Genomic DNA, 16,957 nt, shown 5'->3' on the forward strand with positions numbered 1-16,957 from the left:
GGCGGGCGAGGCCGGCCGGCCGCACGCTCATGGGGCGGTCGGCACCGTGCACAACGCGCCCGTGGTCGTCGTGGGAGGCATGCGGGATGACCCGCGTGCGAGGGGGGCGCTGGCGCGGCGTGCCTTCATCGCGCGCGGCGGCGCTCCTGATCGTGGAGGCGCTCACGTCGTAGCGATCGCGCGCGTCCGCGCCGGGCCCGGGGGCCGGCACCACGCGGTTCGCCTTGGCGCGCATCGCCCCCGCCCCGCCCCGCCGCGGTCGCCGCGCCGTGCCGAGGCCGCGAGCCGCGCCGTCGCCGGGAGCCGCGCCGTCGCCGCGCCTCGGCAGGTCCGACGAGCTGCGCCGGTGAGGGGGTGGCGCGGGTTGCCGCGCCACTCCGCGGGCGGCTCGTCGCCCGACATGAACTCGCCGCGACCCGGTGCCCAACGAGACGCCCGGGGCCGCACCCGGCGGCGCCTCGCCGCGTCACGTCTCGCCGCGCCTCGCCTCACGCGGCCTCGGCTCGTCCCGTCGCGCCTCACCGCGCTTCGCGGGCCGCGCGTGCGGCGCCTCTTCTCGCCGCGGTCCGGCAGGTCCGGCGAACTGCGCTGGTAAGGGAGCGGGTCAGGTTGTCTGCGCGGTTCGCGGGGCCGCGTGATCGTTTTGGGGCCGCGATGCGAGGGGTGCCTCACGAACCTTCGAATAGTTCGAAGGTTCGTGAGGCACCCCCCGGAGACACCGCGCGAAGATGATCGAACGTGCGCGAACGCGCGACCACGATGATCGATCGTGACCGTCAGCCCGCCAAGCCGGACAGACCCGCATCCCCCACCCGGCGCAGTTCGCCGAACCCGGAACCCGCGCCCGAGGTTCGCGCACCAGCCGACCATCGTGACCGTCAGCCCGCCAAGCCATGGACGACACCGCTCGCGCATGGACGGCGCCACCCATAGCCCGGATACCCCCGGGCGCGCCGGCTCGCCGCCACCCGCTGAGCGCGATTTATCCCGGCGCGCCAGGATGCGGGGCATGAGCGCAGCCACCACGCCCGGCGCCCGCTACGGCGTCACCTCGATGGTCGCGCCGCTGCGGCGCGTCCTCATCCGCCGTCCGGCCACGTCCGGGGACTGGGACGCCGCCGGCTGGCGCGTCCCGGATTCCGGCTCGCTGGAGCGCCAGCACGAAGCCTTCGCGCAGCTCCTGAGCGACCTCGGCGTGGAGGTCGAGCTGGCCGGCTCGATCGACGGCCTGGTCGACGCCGTCTACATGCACGACCCGCTGATCATGACGGCGCGCGGCGGCATCCCCCTCAACATGGCCAAGCCGATCCGGTCGAGCGAGCCGCGGCACGCCGCCGAGGAGCTCGAGCGGCTCGGCATCCCGGTCGTCGGCACGCTCGAGGGTGACGCCTACGCCGACGGCGGCGACCGCTTCTGGCTTGACGACCACACGATCGCGCTCGGCCTCGGGTACCGCACCAACCGCGCCGGCGCACAGGCGCTCCAGGCGCTGCTGACCCCCGAGGGCGTCCACGTCGAGACCTACGACATGCCGCACGACCAGGGCCCCGCCTACGTCCTGCATCTGCAGTCGTTCCTCTCCGCCGTCACCGAGGACCTGTTCGTCGTCTACGAGCCGCTCGCCCCGGTGCGGCTGCTGCAGGACCTCAAGGAGCGAGGGATCGGCTGGATTGCGATCGATCCCGACAGCTACGCCGCCATGGGCTGCAACATCCTTGCGGTCCGCCCCGGGGTCGTCGTGATGGTCGACGCCGCGCCCATGGTCCGCGACGAGCTCGCCAAGCGCGGGATCGAGGTCCATACCTACGACGGCTCCGACCTCTCGCTCAAGGGCGACGGCGGCCCCACCTGCCTGACCGCGCCGCTGCTGCGCCGCTGAGCTCAGCGCCTCCGGAAGGTGCGGAACGCCTCGAGCAGCGCCGCCCCGTCGGGGTGCTGCTCGAGCGCAGCCGCCGAGGCGAGCCGGACCGTCGTGCGGATCTGGTGGACGTACTCGGTGCACCCCGCGCACGCCCGCAGGTGGACCTCGAGCCGCTCGCGCGTCTTTGGCTCCAGCGAGCCGTCGACGTAGTCGCTGACGAGCTCGACGAGCTCGCGGCACGTGATGCCGCCCGGCGCCGTCACGCCGCCATCTCCACGCCGCCCAGGTAGCGCTCGAGCTCGCCGCGGACCTTGGACCGCGCGCGGTGCAGCAGCACGCGCTGGTTGCCGTCGGTGAGGCCCAGCGCCTCGCTCACCTCGGCGGGGTCCCAGCCTTCGACGTCGCGCAGGACGATCACCTCCTGCTGGCGCGGCGGCAGCTGCGAGATCGCCATCCGGACCTGCTCGAGCGTCTCCTCCGCGAGCAGCGCGTCCTCCGGCCACGGCTCCGGCGGGACCGACCACGCGCCGGGATGGCGAGCCTGATCGGCACCGAAGAAGCGGTCCGGGTCGACGGCCGCGTCGCCGTCGCCGTCCAGCGCGGAAAGCGGCACGCTGCGCCCCTCGCGCTGCCCGCGCGTACGGGCCTGGTTGGCGACGATGCGGAGGATCCAGGTCTTCAGCGACGAGCGGCCCTCGAAGCGGTCGATCCCGTTCAGCACGCCGAGCCACGCCTCCTGCACGACGTCCTCCGCGACGGCGCGCGAGCGCACGTAGGTCTGCGCGATCCTCAGCATCAGCGGGCCGTAGCGCTCGACGAGCTCCATGAAGGCGTCCTCGTCGCCCGCGCGCAGTCGCGCGATCAGCTCGCGTTCGTCGTCGCTCACGAGCGGAGCGTAACGCCCGGGCGATCGGCCACTACCCTCGGTGCGAGCATGACCGTCGCGTTCTCGATCCTGTTCGCCGCCGTCGTAGGCGGCGTGATGTTCGCCCTGATCGACAACGTCGGCCGCCGCGAGCGCCGGCCTGCCGACAACGTCTGGATCCCGCCCGAGCCTCCCCCGCCCCCGCGCGAGCCGCGCGTACCGAACCCGCCGCCCGTGCCCGACCGCCTGTGGTCCGGGTGGCAGGGCGACTGAGCGAGTAGCGCGCGCTCCTGCGCGAGTCCGACGACTGGGAGCCGCCGCTGCGCGCGCCCGCCCCACGCGCCGATCTCGAGCTCGCCCGCGTCGCCGCCGGCGAGGCGCCGCCGGAACGCCTGCGCGAGTGGGCGCGCGGCACCGCGATGGAGCGCCGCGCCGTCGTCGGCGGCCTGTGCGAGCCGGCGCTGCTGGACACCGAGGCCCGCACCGTCGCCGTGCTCGACCTGCTCGACGAGATCACGGGCCGGCATCGAGCACGAGGACGACCGCCGCTCGGACGAGTTCAAGGCGCTGCGCAAGGCGCTCGGCTACGGCTGCCGGTGCCGCCGGCGCCTACGCCGCGGTGATGAAGAAGTCGCGCCGGCCGAGCAGCTTGCCGTAGTGGTGCAGGCGCTTGTCGCCGTAGCCCGGCCAGACGTACCAGCGGTAATGCGCCTCGTCCAGCGTCCATCGCCGTCCGCCATAGGTCCAGCTGCTGCGCAGCCGCAGGTGGTTCTTCCGCGGCCAGCTGCTCATGACCTTGTGCCAGCGGCCGCCCATGCGGCGGAACAGCTGGACGTTGTAGTAGGCCGCCCCGGCCCGCGCCTTCCAGGTCAGGTTCGGCGGCTTCGAGCGCGCCCGGGCCTTCTCGATCTGCGCTCCCGGGAGCGGTGAGACGAGCTTGGAGTCGGGCGTCGCCGCGGCCGTCTGGGACGCGGTGTTCCCCGCCGCATCGAACGCGGTGACCGTGTAGGTGTAAGGGAGGCCGTTGGTCAGCCCGGTGTCCAGGACCGAAGTGCCCGGCCCCTGGTAGACCGTTCGCGCGGGCGCCCCCGGAGCGGTCGCGATGACGGAGACCGCCTGTGTGTCGGCCGACGGCTTCCAGGCGAGCGCTGCGGTCGTGTCGCCCGGCGTGGCGGTGACGTTGCTGAGCGCGGGTGGCGTCGCGTCGTAGGCGAGCGAGAGCGTGAACGGGGCGCTCGTGTTGCCCGCGGCGTCGCGGCACGTGCCGCTTACTCCCGCGCTCGGCGAGTCCGGCCCGGAGTAGGTCGCCGTCGTGCAGGACGCGATGCCCGACATGGCATCCGTTCCCGACCACGTGATCGCGACCGGCCCGTTGAACCAGCGCACGTGATCCGGCGCCCGGCTGGTCGTCGCCGTGATCCCGCTGGGCGGCGTGCGGTCGATCCGGATCCGCCGCGTCGTGACCGTCGAGGTCCCGCCCGCGCTGCTGGCCGTGCACGACTGCGTCACCGACGGGGTGTCACTGCGGAATGTCGTGGCGAGACAGCTGTTCGACTGCGAGGTGATCGGAGCACCGCTCGGATCCGTAACGCTCCAGTTGACGGTTACGTCGCTCGTGTACCAGTCGTTGGTGCCGAGCGTCCCGTAGATGGACGGGGTGATCACCGGCGCGGCGCTCGCGGGCGCGGCCGCCGCGAGCGTGAGCAGCACGGTCACGACACCGAAGCGCGCGCTCACGTCCGTGGGCTCCTGTGCTGATCGCGCATGGTGAGGATGAGGAACCCGGCGCTGGTGAGCGCCAGCCCCAGCAGCGTCAGCCCGGCGACGGCCATGCGGCGGCCGTCGCCGTCATCGCCGGAGGCGTGCACGGCCGGCCGCGGAGCGGCCGTGACGACGCGCGACGATTTGACGGCCGCGGTGGGCGCCGGCGTCGCGCGATGCGCGGCCCTGTGGCGCGTCGCACGATGGCGAACGGGCGCTGAGCTCGCGACGGGCGGCGTCGCGCGCACGACCGGGGCCGCCGCGGTCGCCCGGGGCACGGCCGTCGCCCGGGGCGCGGCGGTCACGCGCGGCTTCGCGGTGGCATGCGGTACCGCGACGGTGGGTCGAGGCGTCGCGGTCGCGGCCGGGCGCGGCGTCGCGACCACGTGCGGCTTCACCGGCGCGGGCGCCGGCCGCGGCGTCGCGCGAGGCGCGGGCGCCTGTTCCGGGGCCGGCCCTGTGGCCGCACCGGGTGCAGGTTCTGGGTGCGGCGTCTGCGCCGCGGCGTTCGTGCCGAAGCCCGTCACGGCCACGAGGCCGAGTAGGACAACGGCGACGCGTGGGGGGATCGCTCGCACGCCTTGGTAGTCCTTCGTAGCCGTCAGGGCGACCGTACGGCAGCAGGCGCGCAGCGTCGCGGCCACATTACGCGTGTACGCACGATCGCGTCAGGAAACGCATACAAAGTGACCTCGGATGCGTTTCAGGGGATGCGCTGCGAGGCGCGCGGTACGATCGCCGCCGATGGCCGGCGAACTCCAGGCGCACCGGATCTAGACCACGGTGTTCGCCGCCTACGCCGCCCGCATCGCGCCGGACGACCCCCTCTCAGCACTCGAGCTGGGCGATCGCCCCGAGCCGGAGGTGCCGGAGGGCTGGACGACCGTGACCGTCAAGGCCGCCTCGCTCAACCACCACGACCTGTGGTCGCTCAAGGGCGTCGGGCTGCCCGCGGAGCGCCTGCCGATGATCCTCGGCTGCGACGCCGCGGGCCTGGACGAGGACGGCAACGAGGTGCTCGTGCACTCGGTCATCTCGAGCCCCGACTGGCGCGGGGACGAGACCATCGACCCGCGCCGCTCGATCTTCTCCGAGCGCCACCAGGGCACGTTCGCCGAGCGCGTCGCCGTCCCGCGCCGCAACCTCGTGCCGCTGCCGGCCGGGCTGACCTTCGAGCAGGCCGCGTGCCTGCCGACCGCCTGGCTGACGGCCTACCGGATGCTGTTCACGCGCGGCGCCGTGACGCCCGGGCAGACGCTGCTGGTGCAGGGCGCCGGCGGCGGCGTGGCGACCGCGCTGATCGTGCTCGCGAGCGTGGCCGGGATCCGCGTGTGGGCGACGAGCCGCAGCGAGGACAAGCGCGCCAAGGCCGTCGAGCTCGGCGCGGCCGATGCGTTCGAGTCCGGCGCGCGGCTGCCGGAGCGCGTCGACGCGGTGATGGAGACCGTCGGCGCGGCGACGTGGAGCCACTCCCTCAAGGCGCTCAAGCCGGGCGGGACGGTCGTCATCTCCGGCGCGACCAGCGGATACGACCCACCGGCCGAGCTCAACCGCGTGTTCTTCCTGCAGCTGTCCGTGATCGGCTCGACGATGGGCACGCGCGACGAGCTGGATCGGCTCGCGCGCTTCTGCGCCGAGAAGGGCATCCACCCCGTGATCGGGGCGACGATGCCGCTGCGCGACGCCCGCGCCGCCCTCGAGGCGCTGCACGCGGGCGACGTGTTCGGGAAGCTCGTCCTTACGGGTTGAGCGCCTTCACCAGCGCCTTGTAGGCCGGCTGCGGCGACCCGTGTCGGCTGAGCAGCGCCGAGTGCCAGAGCGCATCGGTGGGCGGATCGATCAGCTGGTACTGCAGCAGCTCGCGCACGCGCGGGTTGCGCTGCGCGATCTTGAGCGCGGTGATCATCCAGGAGGCGATCCGGGCGGGCTTCTGCCGCCGCGAGCCCGCGGTCAGGTAGCCGAACTCGGTCAGGTAGAGGTCGAGCTTGCGGCCCTTGGAGGTCTTCAGCGCGCCGCGCCGGTAGAGGGCGTCGAGCGCGGTCGTGAGCCGGCCGAGCGTGCCGATCGTGACGTCGTCGGGCTTGCCCGCGGCGAGCGTCGGGGCGCTGGTCAGCTGGTAGGGATGCAGCGCGAAGCCGTCGGCCTTCAGCGGCGCGCTCCCGCGCGGGGTGAGCGCCCGCAGGAACTGCAGCGGCGCGATCGCGCGCCCGCCGCCGACCGGCGCCAGCTCGCCGATCAGCACCTGGGCGCCGGGGTCCACGCCCTTGATCGCGGCGTAGCCGGCGCGGTACAGGCGGCGATACAGCGACGGCGCCTCCCTGGCCGGAGCCAGCCACGTGCTCCAGTTCGGCTCGTTCCAGATCGAGTAGCGGTCCACGCGTCCCTTGAAGTGCAGCGCCACCGTGCGCACGAAGCGGCCGAACTCGGCCGCGTCCGGCGCGTAGTTGCCGGCCCTGTGGTTGCGCGTCGCCCACGAGGGCGCGGGTCCCGCGATCGTCAGCTGCAGCTTGATGCCGCGCTCGGCGGCGGCCTCCTGGAGCGCGTCGATCGCCGAGAAGTCGTACACCGGGTGGGCGGAGCCGCCGGACACCAGCGCGCGCGACCACAGGACGTTGACGCGGATGCGCGAGACGCCGAGATCGACCGCGTGATCGAGCCCGCGGTCACGGTCGAACCCGCGCTGGTGGACGAACACGTCGTCGTCCTGGAGCGCGAACTCCATCGACGCGGACGCCTTCGCGGGGACGGCGAGGAGGAGGAGCAGGAGCAATGGGAGCAGAGGGCGCACGGCAAGCATCTCAGACACACGTCGGCATCCGAAGTCGCGGCCTCGAGCCGATCACCCCCGTCGGATGAGGCGGGATCATCTCGTTGCGGGCAAGTCTGTGCACCGATTGGCGGTCGACTCGAGCACGCGTCAGCTGACCGCGGCGCGAAGGACCGCCGCGGCCGTGCTGATCGTGGTGTCGCCTCCCGCGCCCCGCTTCTCGGGGTGATCAGGCGGCGCTGATCGCCTCCCAGACGCGCTGCGGCGTGGCGGGCATGTCGATGTTCCTCACGCCCAGGTGCGAGAGCGCGTCGACGACCGCGTTCCAGACGGCGGGCGTGGCGCCGATCGCGCCCGCCTCGCCGATGCCCTTGGCGCCGAGCGGGTTGCGCGGCGTGGGCGTCTGGGTGCGCTCGGTCTCGTACATCGGCAGGTCGCCTGCGCTCGGCATCGCGTAGGACGCGAGCGAGCCGGTGACGTTGTTGCCGTCCTCGTCGAAGGCGATCTCCTCGTAGAGCGCCTGCGCGACGCCCTGTGCGATCCCGCCGTGGACCTGGCCCTCGACCATCAGCGGGTTGAGCATCGTGCCCGCGTCGTCGACCGTGACGTGGCGGATCAGCTTCGTCGAGCCGGTCTCGACGTCGACCTCGACGACCGCGAGGTGCGTGCCGAACGGGTACGTCGCGTCCGGGGTCTCGAAGTCGTTCTCCGCGGTCAGCCCGGGCATCATGCCGTCCGGGCGGCGGCCGTCGTCGGAGGCCGCGGCGGCGAGCTGGGCCCACGAGAGCGCCGACCCCGGCGCGCCCGTCACGCCCAGGCCCTCGCCCGGGAAGACGGCGATGTCGCCGACGTCGGCCTCGAGCAGGTGCGCGGCGAGCCGGCGACCCTTCTCGAGCACCTCGTTGGACGCGTTGAGCACGGCGGTGCCGCCGACCTGGAGCGAGCGCGAGCCGGCCGTGCCCATGCCGCGCGCCACCTTCGCGGTGTCAGACTGGATCACGCGCACGTCCTCGAACGGCACGCCGAGCGTGCCGGACACGAGCTGCGCATAGGCGGTCTCGTGGCCCTGCCCGTGGGCGGACGCGCCCGAGCGGACGGTCACGATGCCGTCCTCGCCGACCTCGCACGTGCCGAGCTCTGAGCCGAAGCCGGTCCACTCGACGTAGCTGCACAGGCCGATGCCGAGCTGCAGCGGGCTGCCGTTCTCGCGCCGCTCCCGCTGCTGATCGAGCAGCTGCTGGTAGCCGGCGGTCTCGAGCACGCGGTTCAGCGCCGCCTCGTACTCGCCCGAGTCGTAGTTGGCGCCCGTGACCGTCTGGTGCGGGAAGTCGCGGATGAAGTTGATCCGCCGCACCTCGGCGGGGTCCATGCCGATCTCGTCGGCGAACATGTCGATCGCGCGCTCGATCAGCGCGGTCGCCTCCGGCCGGCCGGCGCCGCGGTAGGCGCCGATCGGCGTCGTGTTCGTGACCACGCAGGTGAACTGGAAGTCGACCTTCGGGATGTCGTAGACGCCGCACGACATCAGGCCGGTGAGCATCGGCATCAGCGACGCGTCCGCCGGATACGCGCCGCAGTCGGCGATCACGCGCGCCTTGAGGCCGGTGACCTTGCCCTCGCGCGTGCCGGCGAGGTCGAAGCGCTGCACCTGCGCGCGGCCGTGCTGCATCGCCAGCATCGTCTCGGACCGCGTCTCGATGTAGCGCACCGCCCGGTTGAGCTCGCGGGCGAGCGCCACGAGCGTGATCGTCTCCGGGTAGCAGGCGATGCGCGCGCCGAACCCGCCGCCGGTGGCCGGAGTGACGACGCGCAGCTGCTCCTTCTCGAGCCCGAGCGACTCGCAGACCGCGGACTGGTACGCGTGCGGGCCCTGGCTCGGCGTCCACAGGATGAACGCGCCCGGCGTGTCCGGATCGGGCGCGGCGACGCCGGCGCCCGGCTCCATCGGGACCGCGGCGAGGCGCTGGTTGACCAGGCGCGCGCTGACGATCACCTGGGCGTCGCCGAGCGCGTCCTCGCCGGCGGGGCCCTGCGCCGCGACGTTGCCGTTGGGCGCGTCCTCGAACAGCAGCGGCGCGCCCGGCTCGAGCGCCTTCTCCATGTCGACGACCACATCCAGCGCGTCGTAGTCGACGTAGACCAGCTCGGAGGCGTCGACCGCCTGCGCGCGGGTCTCGGCGACCACGACGGCGACCGGCTCGCCGATGAAGCGGACCCTCTCACTGGCGAGGATCGGGCGGCGCATCTCCCCCGGCGTCGCGACCGGCGGCCCCGCAGGCGGCTGCGGCTGCATCTCCAGGTCGGCGGCGGTGTACACGCCGACGACGCCGGGTGCGCTCGCCGCCTCGGAGACGTCGATCGAGGTGATCGTGGCATGGGCGAAGCCCGAGCGCACGAAGACGGCGTACAACGCTCCGGGCTCTCTCAGGTCGTCCGTATACGGCCGCGTACCTCGAAGCAGCGGCGGATCCTCGACGCGCCGCACTGCGGCGCCTCGGCCTGTGGACGACCCGTTCGATCCCGTCATTTGGCTCCCTTCGTCACCTTCTTGGCGCACCCCGAACACTATCGGCGCGGATCGCCCAGCGCTCGTGATCGCGCCAGCGGCCCCCGACCTTGAGATAGCGCGGGGAGAAGCCTTCCTTCTCGAAGCCGCAGCGGCGGGCCAGCGCGATCGAGGCCACGTTGCCCGGCTGGATGTTGGCCTCCAGCCGGTGCAGTCGGAGCGCGCCGAAGGCGTGGCGCACGACGAGCCCGAGCACCTCGGTCATGTAGCCCTGCCCGGCGTAGGCCGCGACGCCGCCGTAGCCGAGGAACGCGCTCTGCAGCGAGCCGCGGACGATCTCCGAGACGTTCGCCCAGCCGACGACCGCGCCGTCCTCGCGGCGGCGCGCCAGGAAACCGTGCTTTCGCTCGCCGAGCGTGGCGAGGTAGTCGCGGTAGGCGGCGGCATCCTGCGGGGGGTACAGCCATGGGCGGTGCGCCTCGCGGCTCGCGCGCATGGCGGCGAGGAAGTCCTCTTCGTCGTCGAGGGTCGGGGCTCGGATGATCACGCGCGCCATCGGCGGATAGTCTCGCGCCGATGCGCGAGCGAACGGTGGAGACCGACCGGATCCGGATGCACCTGCTGGAGTCCGGCCCCGAGGACGGCGTCCCGGTGGTGCTGCTGCACGGCAACCTCTCGAGCGGGCGCTTCTTCGCGCACCTGTTCGAGCGCGCGCCGATCCGCTACCGCCTGATCGCGCCCGACATGCGCGGCTTCGGCGACTCCGAGCCGGCGCCGATCGACGCGACCCGCGGCCTGCGCGACTGGGCCGACGACACCGCCGCGCTCCTGCGCGCGCTCGGAGTCGAGCAGCCGCCGCACCTCGCCGGGTGGTCGACTGGCGGTGCCGCGATCGCCGCCTACGCGCTCGAGCGCCCCGTCGCGTCGCTGACGTTCATCGATCCCGTGTCGCCGTACGGCTACGGCGGCACGTTCGCCGACGGGACGCCGTGCTTCCCGGACTACGCGGGGTCGGGCGGCGGGACGACGAACGCCGACTTCGTCGCCCGGCTGGCCGCCGGCGACCGCACCGCGCAGGCCGACACGTCGCCGCGCAGCGTCATGAACTCGGCGTATTGGCGGGCAGGCCACCGCGAGGAGCGCGAGGAGGAGCTGCTGGAGGAGATCCTCAAGTCCTACGTCGGCGACGACGGCTATCCGGGCGATTCGGCGCCCTCGGAGCACTGGCCGGGCGTCGCGCCGGGCACGCGCGGGCTCCTCAACGCCCTCTCCCCCCGCTACTGCAACTGGAGCGAGATCGTGGACCTGCCGCGTAAGCCGCCGGTCCTCTGGACGCACGGCGCGCGCGACGTCGTCGTCGCGGACGGCTCGCCGTGGGAGATGGGGCACCTCGGCAGCCTCGGCGCGGTCCCGGACTGGCCCGGGGCCGAGGCGTTCCCGCCGCAGACGATGATCGCGCAGATCCGCGCGGTGCTGGAGCGCTACCGCGACGCCGGCGGGCGCGTCGAGATCGAGATCTTCGAGGACTCAGGGCATGCCCCGTTCCTCGACGCCGCGGCGCGCTGGAGCGCCGTCTTCTTCGGCTTCCTGGAGTCGACGCGGTGATCCGCATCCCCGGCCTGGTGCTGACCGAGCACGAGCTCGAGGTCCCGCTCGACCATTCCAAGCCGGACGGCGAGCGGATCACCGTCTTCGCGCGCGAGGTCGCCGAGCCGGACGGCCTCGACAAGCCGTTCCTCCTCTATCTCGAGGGCGGCCCGGGCTTCCAGGCCCCGCGGCCCACGCGGCATCCGAGCTCCCCGGCCTGGCTCGACCGCGCGCTGCAGGACTTCCGCGTCCTGATGCTCGACCAGCGCGGCACCGGACGCTCGACGCCGGTCGGCTCGCTGGATGGCATGACGGCCGAGCAGCAGGCGGCGTATCTGACGCACTTCCGCGCCGACTCGATCGTGCGTGACTGCGAGCTGCTGCGCGAGGCGCTCGGGGTGGATCGCTGGAGCGTGCTCGGCCAGAGCTTCGGCGGCTTCTGCGCCACGAGCTACCTCTCGATCGCGCCCGAGGGCCTGCGCGAGGCGCTCATCACCGGCGGCCTGCCGCCGCTCGGGCGGCCGGTCGACGAGATCTACGGCGCGACGTTCGCGCGCATGCTCGAGCGCAACCGGCGCTACTACGAGCGCTACCCGGACGATCGCGAGCGGGTGCGCTCGCTCGTGGCGCGGCTGGACGCGGAGGACTTCCGGCTGCCGTCCGGGGACCGGCTGACGTCGCGGCGGCTGCGCACCCTGGGCAACGCGCTGGGGATGAGCGACGGCTTCGAGAAGCTCCACTACATCCTCGAGCTGCCGCCCGACTCGCCGGCGTTCCGCCATGACGTCGAGCCGGGAATGGGCTTCGCGCGCAATCCGATCTACGCGATCATCCACGAGGTCTGCTACGCCGACGGCGGCGCGACGCGCTGGTCTGCCGCGCGCGTGCTGCCGGCCGAGTATGCCGAGACGCCGGAGCTGCTGACCGGCGAGCACGTGTTCCCATGGCTGTTCGAGGACTACTCGGCGCTGGCGCCGCTGCGCGACGCCGCCGAGCTGCTCGCCGCGCATGAGTGGCCGCGTCTGCACGATCCGTCGGTGCTGGCGGCGAACGAGGTCCCGGCCGCGGCGGCGATCTACGCCGAGGACCTGTACGTCGAGCGCAGCTTCTCCGAGGAGACGGCGGCGGCGATCCGCGGGCTGCGCCCGTGGTTGACGAGCGAATACGAGCACAACGGGATCCGCGCCGACGGCGCGCGCGTGCTCGGCAGGCTGCTCGACCTGGCCCGCGGCCGGGCGTGAGCGGCGACGCCTCGCCCAGAGGGCTCGCGTCGCTGGGAGCAATCGCCCAGAGGGCGATTCTCCCGGGCAAGGTGGCGTCGTGACGGGGCTGCGCGACCGGCTCGCCGATCTGGAGGCCGAGCACGCGACGCTGCGGGCCGAGCTGGCCGCGTTCGAGTCCGACTACCTTCGTGTCGCCGGTATCGCGGTCGCCGAGTTGCATGAGCTCGAGGCGCGCATCCTGGCGCTGGTCGCGGCGCGCACGGGCGCCGCGGAGGACGTCGCGGCCGCGGGGGCCGCGCGCGACCGTGCGCGGGAGACGACGACGGCGCTGCGCTCGGTCCCCACGCCCGCCGCCCCGCCGCCGGGCGACGATCTCAAGGCGCTCTTCCGCGAGGCGGCGAAGCGGATGCATCCCGATCTGGTCCAGGACCCTGACGGGCGGATGCACGCGGAGGCGTTCATGAAGCGGCTCAATGACGCCTACCGCGCAGGCGGCGCCGACGCGATCGCGAACCTGGTGCGGCAATGGGAGACCTCGCCCTACGCGCGCGGCGGGAACGACTCCGACCGGATGCTGCGAGCCGCGGTGGCGGAGGCCCAGCGGCGGCTCGACGACGTGCGCGCGACCGAGCTCGCGCGGCTGATGGAGCGGTCGCTGGCAGCGTCGATCGAGGGGCGCGACCTGCTGGCCGAGCTCAACGCCGAGGCGGAGGCTGCGCTCGTCGCCGCGCGGGCTCGCCTCGCGGCGCTCGAAGCCTGACCTCCCCCGGCCGCTCTCACGAACCCGTGGCACACTGGATCCATGACTCGGCGCAAGCTGCTGCCCGCCGATCGCGGGCTCGTCGCACGCATGGTCGTCGCGGCCGTGGCAACCCCGCTGATCGTCCTGGCGCTGCTGACCGTCGTCTTCCTCGCGGCGCCCACGAAGATCATCATCGTCACGGGGATCGCGTCGGTGCTCGGCGTCGGCGCGATGCGCAAGGAGCGGGCGGGCGGGCGCCGCACGAGCACCGTCTCGGAGGGCGAGGCCCCCGAGCTGCACGCGATCGTGGAGCGCCTGTGCCTGCTGGCTGATCTGCCCAAGCCGGCGATCGTCGTCGAGCCGCAGCGCGTCCCCAACAGCTGGGTCGTCGGGACCGGCGCCGGGGGCTACCGCCTGCATCTGACCGAGGGCCTGATCGACCGCCTGGACCGGCATGAGCTCGAGGCGGTGATCGGTCATGAGCTGGCGCACGTCGCCAACCACGACGCGGCCGTGATGACCGTCGTCGGCGGCCCCGGCGCGGCGCTGCTCGGCGGTGGCGTGCAGCTGATGCGCGGCGGCTGGTGGCTGGCCATCTCCGGCGGCGCCGTCGCCGCGGCGATCGGCTGGGTCGCAAGCCTCGGCACGCGCGCGCTGTCGCGCTACCGCGAGTTCGCGGCCGACGCCGGCTCGGTGGCGCTGACCGGCAGCGCCGCGGCGCTCGCCTCCGCGCTGATGAAGGTCTCCGACGGGATCAGCGCGATCCCGGCGCGCGATCTGCGCGCCGCGGCGGCCCAGGACGCGTTCCACCTGCTGCCCGTCGCCCGCCGCGGCGAGGACCGGATGCGGCTCCCGGCGACCCATCCGTCGCTCGAGGCCCGGATCGCGCGGCTCGAGCGGCTCGAGCAGGCGCTGCAGCAGCGCCGGTGAGGGCGCCGGCCGTGGCCGGCGCCCCCGCATGACCTACGGCTGGGTCGTGCTCAGCGTGAACGTGAGCGTCCTGCTGTACGTCCCCGTCCGCAGCGGGTCCGTGGCGTTGATGTGCTGCTTGAACGCGACGTCGACGACGTCGTTGGACACCGGCCCCGTCCAGGAGGACTTCGACAGCGTCACCTGCAGCGGATCCGGCAGCGAGAACGCGCCGTTCGCGAGATGGCCGGGATCGGAGACGCTCAGCGTCGCGTCACCCGCGGTGGAGACGACCTTGGCCGTCGTCGCCGCGCTGTAGTCGTTCGCGACCCCGGGCGTGAACGCGCCGAAGCTCGCCGGGGCGCCGAGCGTGAGCGACAGCGTCGCCGGCACCGTGCCGGACGCGCCGCCGTTCTCGATGTCGGTGCCCGTCGCGGTCGCGAGCGCGCTCGTGCCGCCGACGACCGGGATCGTGATCGAGCTGCCCGCCAGGTCCAGCGTCAGCTGCGTGCCGGCGGCCGGGCGGATCGTGTACTGGCGGTCGCTGGAGAACACCATCAGCCCCAGCCGGCGGCCGGCCGGGACGATCGCGTCCTTGGCCTGCATGTCGAACTCGAGCGTGTAGAACGTGCCCGGCGCGATCGGGTCGCTGACGTAGTCCGAGTTGCGGTTCTCGGGATCGAGCCAGCCGCGCGTCAGGACCGTGCCGCTGCCGCCCGTCGCCGGGTAGCTGATCAGCGCCGCCGACAGGTTCGCCTTCGGCTTGCTGAACGCCATCCGCAGCGTGACCGACGGCGTGCCGCTGATGCGGACGTCCTTGGTCAGCGGATTGCTCTGGTAGACGAGGCGGTTGCCGGAGCTCGGGGCGTCCAGCAGCGCCTGGTCCTCCTTGGACGCGTCGTCGGTCAGCGTCTCCTGCGCCGTGCCGCCGGCCCCGAGCGTCAGGTTGCCGCGTGTGCCGCCACCCGGCAGCAGGCGCTGCACGACCGGGGCGGACGCGGGGTCGGGCCACTCGGAGTACGCCGTCGGGTTGGTGTAGGTCGGCTGCGTGCCGGACGGGTTCTGGCAGAGCATGAAGACCGTCGCGCCCGCGGCGACCTTCTGGCCGGCGCCCGTGGCCACGGCCGAGGCGAGCGTCAGGTGCGTCGCGTCCGGCACGTCGGTGATCTGGCGCACGACGTTCGTCACGGTTCCGTCGGCGTTCTGCTGCGGGATCGTGAGGTAGTAGCCGAGCGGCAGCGCGCTCGTGTCGGCCACGGTCAGCGTCGCCGTGTTCGACTGGTCGCCGGTCACCGTGCTCTGCCGCGTCGGGCAGGTCGCCGGCTCGCGCACGACGTAGGACTTCGGCATGTTCTCGACGCCGTTCTGGACGCCGTAGAGGTAGCGCGTGAACCAGCGGTTGACGAGCACGTCCGGCGGGGCGCCGCCATGGCCGCCCTGGTGGAAGTAGAACTCGTGCGGCACGCCCTGGTTCTTGAGCGCGTCGAGGAACTGCGCCGCGTTCTTGGTCATGACGTTGAAGTCGTTGTTGCCGTGCGCGATCAGCGCCGCGGCATGGACGTTCTGGACGTCCTTCATGTAGTCGCGCTCGTCCCAGAAGGCGTTGCGGTTGCCCGTGAGACGGTCTTCCTGCACCCTGATGTCATCGATGACGGGGACGCAGATCGTGCGCGCGCCCGCCGCGTTCTCGTCCTGGCGCGAGTACACGTCGTCGACGAGCACGTCGAGGTCCTCGCCGAGGTAGGAGTTGGTGCCGGTGCCGCCGGTGCGCGAGTGCGGCGCGCGCACCATGCCGTTGGCGCGGTAGTAGTCGTACCAGTCCGAGATCGCCGAGATCGGGACGATCGCGTCCAGGCCCTGGACGCCGGTCGTGGCGGCCGCGATCGGCAGCGTGCCGTTGTAGGACGTGCCCATCATGCCGACCTTGCCGGTCGTCCAGGACGCGACCAGCGGCGTGCTCCCCGCGCGCGTCGTGTACGCGGGCGCGCGCCCGTTGAGCCAGTCGATGACGGCCTTCGCGCCCAGCGTCTCGTTGCGGCCGCCGGACGTCGGACAGCCGTCCGAGTTGCCCGTGCCCGGCGAGTCGGCGTGGACGACCGCGAACCCGCGCGGCACCCACTGCGCTGCGTAGATGTCGCTCGAGCTCACCTTGGGGCTCGTATTGCGGCCAGGCCAGAACGGCGCGAGCGGACGCTCGGGCGGCTGCGCGCCCAGCTCGTGGTCGACGACCCAGTTGCTGTACTTCGCCGCCGTGTTCGCGTAGTACGGGCTGTCCTCGAAGATCACGGGGACCTTCAGCCCGTCGGTCTCGGTCTCCGGCGGCCGGATCACGTCGAAGTGGACGCGGTCGAGCTTGCCGTCGTTGTCGCTGTCGAAGGTGGTCTGGACCCAGCCTTCGTTGCGGACCCACTTCGTCTGGTCGGTCGTGAACACCGCCTGCGCGAGGCCGTTGACGAACGTCGGGACCGCCCCCGCGGGGGCCGGCGCCGGCGGGGCCAGGGCGGCGGGCTTCTCGGCGGTGGTCAGGAGCGGCAGCGCGGATGCGGAGCTCGTGCCCACGACCGCGGCCATGGCGGTCGCCGTGGCGGCGACCCCCAGGAATCGGAACCTCAAGTTGTCTGCTCCCCTCTCGAGCATGAATGCCAGCAGTGAGCCTCCATCCTGCCCCTCCAACTGCCGATCGGCAATGTTCCGGAGTCGCTCAGCGCGCTGAGATGTCTCCACGCCGTAACCTGT

General features: G+C 73.0%; 15 protein-coding genes. 7 read left to right on the top strand and 8 right to left on the bottom strand.

Annotated elements, in window-relative coordinates; translation table 11 throughout:
- Window positions 1-1,009 precede the first annotated feature (1,009 nt).
- Window positions 1,010-1,879: a dimethylarginine dimethylaminohydrolase family protein gene (locus H958_RS0119935; RefSeq protein WP_028059943.1), complete on the top strand. Its 870-nt coding sequence runs from the start codon at window positions 1,010-1,012 to the stop codon at window positions 1,877-1,879.
- A gap of 2 nt (window positions 1,880-1,881) precedes the next feature.
- Here H958_RS0119935 and H958_RS0119940 read toward each other — a convergent pair whose 3' ends face one another.
- Window positions 1,882-2,124 carry an anti-sigma factor family protein gene (locus H958_RS0119940; protein WP_028059944.1) on the bottom strand — a complete coding sequence of 81 codons (243 nt, stop codon included), beginning with the start codon at window positions 2,122-2,124 and terminating at the stop codon, window positions 1,882-1,884.
- Window positions 2,121-2,747: an RNA polymerase sigma factor gene (locus H958_RS0119945; protein WP_028059945.1), complete on the bottom strand. Its 627-nt coding sequence runs from the start codon at window positions 2,745-2,747 to the stop codon at window positions 2,121-2,123. The genes H958_RS0119940 and H958_RS0119945 overlap by 4 nt, the downstream gene beginning before the upstream one ends.
- 48 nt (window positions 2,748-2,795) lie before the next feature.
- Between H958_RS0119945 and H958_RS46505 the strand changes: the two genes are divergently transcribed.
- Window positions 2,796-2,999 (top strand): hypothetical protein, encoded by a 204-nt coding sequence (locus tag H958_RS46505; protein ID WP_156028098.1) that lies wholly within the window; start codon window positions 2,796-2,798, stop codon window positions 2,997-2,999.
- Window positions 3,000-3,335: 336 nt separating this feature from the next.
- On the opposite strand, the gene H958_RS0119955 is transcribed toward H958_RS46505, so the two are convergent.
- Complete coding sequence (locus H958_RS0119955; RefSeq protein WP_028059947.1) at window positions 3,336-4,463, bottom strand: hypothetical protein; 1,128 nt, start codon at window positions 4,461-4,463, stop codon at window positions 3,336-3,338.
- On the bottom strand, window positions 4,460-4,594 hold the full coding sequence (locus tag H958_RS48775) for a hypothetical protein (protein WP_255325439.1): 135 nt from the start codon (window positions 4,592-4,594) through the stop codon (window positions 4,460-4,462). Before H958_RS48775 ends, H958_RS0119955 begins: the two co-directional genes overlap by 4 nt.
- A 676-nt stretch (window positions 4,595-5,270) precedes the next feature.
- On the opposite strand from H958_RS48775, the gene H958_RS0119965 reads away from it, so the two are divergent.
- Window positions 5,271-6,236: a zinc-binding dehydrogenase gene (locus tag H958_RS0119965; RefSeq protein ID WP_028059949.1), complete on the top strand. Its 966-nt coding sequence runs from the start codon at window positions 5,271-5,273 to the stop codon at window positions 6,234-6,236.
- Here H958_RS0119965 and H958_RS43725 read toward each other — a convergent pair.
- The 3 genes from H958_RS43725 to H958_RS0119985 all read right to left on the bottom strand — a co-directional run bounded on the left by H958_RS43725 (window position 6,226) and on the right by H958_RS0119985 (window position 10,316).
- Complete coding sequence (locus tag H958_RS43725) at window positions 6,226-7,275, bottom strand: glycoside hydrolase family protein (protein ID WP_231379317.1); 1,050 nt, start codon at window positions 7,273-7,275, stop codon at window positions 6,226-6,228. The two genes, H958_RS0119965 and H958_RS43725, sit on opposite strands and share 11 nt — an antisense overlap.
- A 208-nt stretch (window positions 7,276-7,483) precedes the next feature.
- Entirely contained in the window at window positions 7,484-9,781 is a 2,298-nt protein-coding gene (locus tag H958_RS38935; RefSeq protein ID WP_051324559.1) for a xanthine dehydrogenase family protein molybdopterin-binding subunit, read from the bottom strand.
- A 13-nt stretch (window positions 9,782-9,794) separates the two neighbouring features.
- Window positions 9,795-10,316 (bottom strand): GNAT family N-acetyltransferase, encoded by a 522-nt coding sequence (locus H958_RS0119985; protein ID WP_028059951.1) that lies wholly within the window; start codon window positions 10,314-10,316, stop codon window positions 9,795-9,797.
- Window positions 10,317-10,336: 20 nt separating this feature from the next.
- Between H958_RS0119985 and H958_RS38940 the strand changes: the two genes are divergently transcribed.
- The 4 genes from H958_RS38940 (at window position 10,337) to H958_RS0120005 (ending at window position 14,242) form a co-directional block, all read left to right on the top strand.
- A complete protein-coding gene (locus H958_RS38940) occupies window positions 10,337-11,365 on the top strand; it encodes an alpha/beta fold hydrolase (protein WP_037410895.1) in 1,029 nt (342 codons plus the stop codon).
- A complete protein-coding gene (locus tag H958_RS0119995; RefSeq protein WP_028059952.1) occupies window positions 11,362-12,588 on the top strand; it encodes an alpha/beta fold hydrolase in 1,227 nt (408 codons plus the stop codon). Before H958_RS38940 ends, H958_RS0119995 begins: the two co-directional genes overlap by 4 nt.
- 79 nt (window positions 12,589-12,667) lie before the next feature.
- On the top strand, window positions 12,668-13,330 hold the full coding sequence (locus H958_RS0120000) for a J domain-containing protein (RefSeq protein WP_028059953.1): 663 nt from the start codon (window positions 12,668-12,670) through the stop codon (window positions 13,328-13,330).
- A gap of 42 nt (window positions 13,331-13,372) precedes the next feature.
- The gene (locus tag H958_RS0120005) at window positions 13,373-14,242 is read left to right on the top strand and encodes a M48 family metalloprotease (RefSeq protein WP_028059954.1); all 870 of its coding nucleotides are present in this window, start codon (window positions 13,373-13,375) and stop codon (window positions 14,240-14,242) included.
- Window positions 14,243-14,275: 33 nt separating this feature from the next.
- Here the strand turns inward: H958_RS0120005 and H958_RS43730 are convergent, their stop codons facing one another.
- On the bottom strand, window positions 14,276-16,834 hold the full coding sequence (locus H958_RS43730) for a Xaa-Pro dipeptidyl-peptidase (RefSeq protein ID WP_196807461.1): 2,559 nt from the start codon (window positions 16,832-16,834) through the stop codon (window positions 14,276-14,278).
- Window positions 16,835-16,957: the final 123 nt, after the last annotated feature.

The sequence above is a fragment of the Candidatus Solirubrobacter pratensis genome, assembly GCF_000425945.1.
Taxonomy (GTDB): Bacteria; Actinomycetota; Thermoleophilia; order Solirubrobacterales; family Solirubrobacteraceae; genus Solirubrobacter; species Solirubrobacter pratensis.

Excerpts from the sequence above, each read along its gene's own strand:
- H958_RS0119935 (WP_028059943.1), top strand. The coding sequence starts at position 1,010 with ATGAGCGCAGCCACCACGCCCGGCGCCCGCTACGGCGTCACCTCGATG.
- H958_RS46505 (WP_156028098.1), top strand. The coding sequence starts at position 2,796 with ATGACCGTCGCGTTCTCGATCCTGTTCGCCGCCGTCGTAGGCGGCGTG.
- H958_RS38935 (WP_051324559.1), bottom strand. The coding sequence starts at position 9,781 with ATGACGGGATCGAACGGGTCGTCCACAGGCCGAGGCGCCGCAGTGCGG.
- H958_RS0119985 (WP_028059951.1), bottom strand. The coding sequence starts at position 10,316 with ATGGCGCGCGTGATCATCCGAGCCCCGACCCTCGACGACGAAGAGGAC.
- H958_RS38940 (WP_037410895.1), top strand. The coding sequence starts at position 10,337 with ATGCGCGAGCGAACGGTGGAGACCGACCGGATCCGGATGCACCTGCTG.
- H958_RS0120005 (WP_028059954.1), top strand. The coding sequence starts at position 13,373 with ATGACTCGGCGCAAGCTGCTGCCCGCCGATCGCGGGCTCGTCGCACGC.